3 protein-coding genes are annotated in these 3,904 nt (G+C 62.7%); 2 read left to right on the top strand and 1 reads right to left on the bottom strand.

The genetic code is table 11. From position 1 onward, the window contains the following. Positions 1 to 748 (bottom strand): NAD-dependent epimerase/dehydratase family protein (locus tag EN949_RS33545; protein ID WP_127371935.1); only part of this gene is annotated, 748 nt, incomplete at its 3' end. Positions 749 to 1,470: 722 nt separating this feature from the next. Between EN949_RS33545 and EN949_RS33550 the strand changes: the two genes are divergently transcribed. Then, complete coding sequence (locus tag EN949_RS33550) at positions 1,471 to 2,244, top strand: NAD kinase (RefSeq protein ID WP_013531374.1); 774 nt, start codon at positions 1,471 to 1,473, stop codon at positions 2,242 to 2,244. A gap of 198 nt (positions 2,245 to 2,442) precedes the next feature. Beyond that, positions 2,443 to 3,904: DEAD/DEAH box helicase (locus EN949_RS33555; RefSeq protein ID WP_206534991.1), on the top strand; the 1,462-nt coding region annotated here is incomplete at its 3' end.

Raw genomic sequence — 3,904 nt, forward strand, 5'->3', positions numbered from 1 at the left:
GGACGGAAACCTCGTGATCGTTGCCGATGTTCAGAGGGCCGCGATGCGAGATGCCGTCGCGCCAGAAGTAACGTTCCAGCCCCTCGACGATGTCGTCGACATAACCCCAACTGCGCGATTGGGACCCGTCGCCATAGACCGTCAGCACCCCGGTTGTCAGAGCCTGGATGGCAAAGTTCGAAACGGCGCGTCCATCGTCGATGCGGGTTCGCGGCCCATATGTGTTGAAAATCCTGACGACGCGAATGTCGAGCCCGACAACCCGCTGCTGTTCGAACAGCAATGCCTCGGTGCAGCGCTTGCTTTCATCATAAGAGGCCCTGGGACCGGTGCAGTCCACCGATCCCCTGTAACTCTCGGGTTGGGGTGAAACCAGGGGGTCGCCATAGACTTCCGAGGTCGAGGCGAAGCAGAAACGGCCGCCGGGCTTGAGCAGCGTCAGAAGATTGAGCGCGCCGCCGATGTTGGCCTTGATCGTGCGTACCGGCTCGCGCATGTACCAAAGCGGCGAAGCCGGCGACGCGAGATGAATGATCTCATCGAAGCGTTGAAGGGATGAAAAGCTTTCGGCATCGGCAATCTGCAGATCGAAACGCGGATCGGCGACATGTGCGACGTTGTCTCGCGTCCCGGTCCAAAGATTGTCGACGACGATCAGCTTTTCCAGATCGCTTCGCCGCAACAGACGGTCGACCAGATGTGAGCCGAGGAAGCCGCAGCCACCAGAAATCAACACGCTGCGCGACATGGCCCCCCTGCTCCAGACACCCGGCCAGTCAACGAGCCGCAGGGCTTGTTTCCCAACAACGGCGGATACGAGGCTACCCAAAAACCTTTCCGCCAATCGGTGCACCCATCTACACCGCCAAGCGCCGCGAGTGCAAACAGCAAGCTTTCACGAGTGGAACGTGCGGCAGCCGACCGGCCTCTGTTTTTAAGGAGAGAAACTGCCGCGCGATGTCGCGCACCGAAGCGGCCGCCAATGCCGCCGGTCATCCGAAAGGATGATCAGGTTACAGCGCTACAGCGCCCTTTGCGGGCATGGCGCTCCGGCTGCGTCACCACAGCGCGACGCCGTGGGCTGCGGTCGGAAGCTCGTCTCTTCGGACTGGCGCACCAGTTCGGCAAAGAGCAGCGCGAAGCTTCCCAGCATCAGAAAGACAATGATCAGGCGTGTTACCGGCAATATGTCGGCCTCGACTAGCTAGCCCCCACGCCACCCATCCACTGCCGGCTAACATGACCGATCCGGCTTTACGAGACTTTAAGGCCGGTCTTAACCATCACATTCGCGTAGCCTTTGACATGATACGCGAACGCATGTCCGCATCCGCCGTCCCGCGGTCGCCTCGCCATCCCGGAATGGCATTGCCATCCGGGATGGCGGCTCCGTTTGCAGACCTACCCCGCCCATGCTACCCCGAAATTGGCGCGGCCCTGCCGCTGCCAACCGGTCGTCATCGGGGAGCCATGAGCAAAGCCGCCAGCCACATCGCCTTCGTCTCGTCCGACACCGCTGACGCCAAGACGGCGCTGGAAAGCCTGTCGGCGCGCTATGGCCAGTCTTCCGTCGAGGAGGCCGAGATCGTCGTTGCCCTTGGGGGTGACGGCTTCCTGCTGCAGACCCTGCGCGACACGATGGGGACCGGCAAGAAGGTCTACGGCATGAACCGTGGCACCATCGGCTTCCTGATGAACGAGTATCGTTCCGGTGGCCTGACCGAGCGTCTCGAAGCCGCCGTCGCCGAAACCATCCGCCCGCTGGAGATGCTGGCCGTGACCTCGGAAGGCGAAACGATTTCGGCACTGGCTATCAACGAGGTGGCGCTGTGGCGTCAATCGTACCAGACGGCCAAGATCCGCATCACCGTCGACGAACAGGTCCGGCTTGAGGAACTGAACTGCGACGGCGTCATGATCGCAACCCCGGCCGGGTCCACCGCCTACAATCTTTCGGCGCACGGGCCGATCCTGCCGCTCGACGCGCCGCTGCTGGCGCTGACCCCGGTCAGCCCGTTTCGCCCGCGCCGCTGGCGCGGCGCGCTGCTCTCCAACAAAGCGACGGTGCGCTTCGACATCCGCGAGCCGGAAAAGCGGCCGGTGAACGCCGCCGCCGACCATACCGAGGTCAAGGCGGTGACCTCGGTAACGGTGCGAGAATCACCCACGGCGACAGCAACGTTGCTGTTCGATCCCAATCATTCCTGGAACGAGCGTATTCTCGCCGAACAGTTCCGCTATTGAGCCGGCTCTGCGACCGACAGGTCGATTAAGCATCCCGATTAAGGTTACAACTTCACAATCGTGCCATTGCTGCCCGTTTCTGTTGACAAATCGAGGGCTTGCTCCTAATTGCAATACCGATCTTGCAGGCGCGTGGCGCTTGCCGCGACGCCATTAGACGCCGTTGCGCTTCCCCGAACCAGCCAAAGACAACAACACTTGTCCTCAGACACCACGACCGCTCAAGAAGCGTTGACCTTCGCAGACCTCGGCCTGTCGCCGAAGGTCCTTTCCGCAGTCACCGACGCCGGCTACACCCAGCCGACGCCGATCCAGGCTGGTGCGATCCCGCACGCCTTGCTCGGCAAGGATATTTTGGGCATCGCCCAGACCGGCACTGGCAAGACGGCTTCCTTCGTGCTGCCGATGCTGACCCGCCTCGAAAACGGCCGGGCCCGCGCCCGTATGCCGCGCACGCTGATCCTGGAACCGACGCGCGAACTCGCCGCGCAGGTCGAAGAGAATTTCATCCGATATGGCAAGAACCACAAGCTCAACATCGCGCTCCTGATCGGCGGTGTCTCATTCGACGAACAGAACAAGAAGCTGGAGCGCGGCGTCGACGTGCTGATCGCGACGCCCGGTCGCCTGCTCGATCACCGCGAGCGCGGCAAGCTGTTGCTCAATGGCGTCGAGATCCTCGTCATCGACGAAGCCGACCGCATGCTCGACATGGGCTTCATTCCCGACATCGAGCGCATCTGCGAGATGATCCCGTTCACCAGGCAGACGCTGTTCTTCTCGGCGACGATGCCGCCGGAAATCACCAAGCTGACCGAGAAATTCCTGCATGCGCCGGTGCGCGTCGAGGTCTCGAAGGCCGCGTCCGCCGCCACCAACATCACCCAGCGGCTGGTCAAATCAGGCTCCAAGCCGTGGGACAAGCGCGAGACGCTGCGCAACCTGATCAAGGCCGAAGATGCCGAACTGAAGAACGCCATCATCTTCTGCAACCGCAAGGTCGAAGTGTCGGAACTGTTCCGCTCGCTGCTGAAGTATGATTTCGACGCCGGTGCGCTGCATGGCGACATGGACCAGCGCGCGCGCATGCAGATGCTGGCCAATTTCCGCGACGGCAAGCTGCGCTACCTCGTCGCTTCCGACGTCGCCGCGCGCGGCTTGGACATCCCCGACGTCAGCCATGTCTTCAACTATGACGTGCCGATCCATGCCGAGGATTATGTCCACCGTATCGGCCGTACCGGCCGCGCCGGACGCTCCGGAAAATCCTTCACCATCGCGACCAAGTCGGACACCAAATACATCGACGCCATCGAGCGGCTGATCGGCAATAAGATCGAATGGCATGACGGCGACTTGTCGACGGTGGTTGCCAGCGAAGGCGGCGAGGACGATGCTCCGCGCCGTGGCAAGGGCGCACCGCGCCGCGCCGGCCGCAAGGACGACGACCGCAGCAGGGAAAAGGGCGGCGAGCGCAAACCGCGCGAACGCCACGCCAAGCGCAGCGAAGACACGGCACCGGAAACAGTCCGCGAGGACCAGCCGGTGGCCGAGGTCGCAGCGGCAGCCGCCGACGTCGGCGAACGGCGCTCGCGCAAGGAAGCGATCCGTTCGGAAAACACCGAGCGCAAATCGTCCGATCGCAACGAACAGCGCGCAC

Source organism: Mesorhizobium sp. M7A.F.Ca.US.007.01.2.1 (genome assembly GCF_003998165.1).
GTDB lineage: Bacteria > Pseudomonadota > Alphaproteobacteria > Rhizobiales > Rhizobiaceae > Mesorhizobium > Mesorhizobium ciceri.

Excerpts from the sequence above, each read along its gene's own strand:
- EN949_RS33550 (WP_013531374.1), top strand. The coding sequence starts at position 1,471 with ATGAGCAAAGCCGCCAGCCACATCGCCTTCGTCTCGTCCGACACCGCT.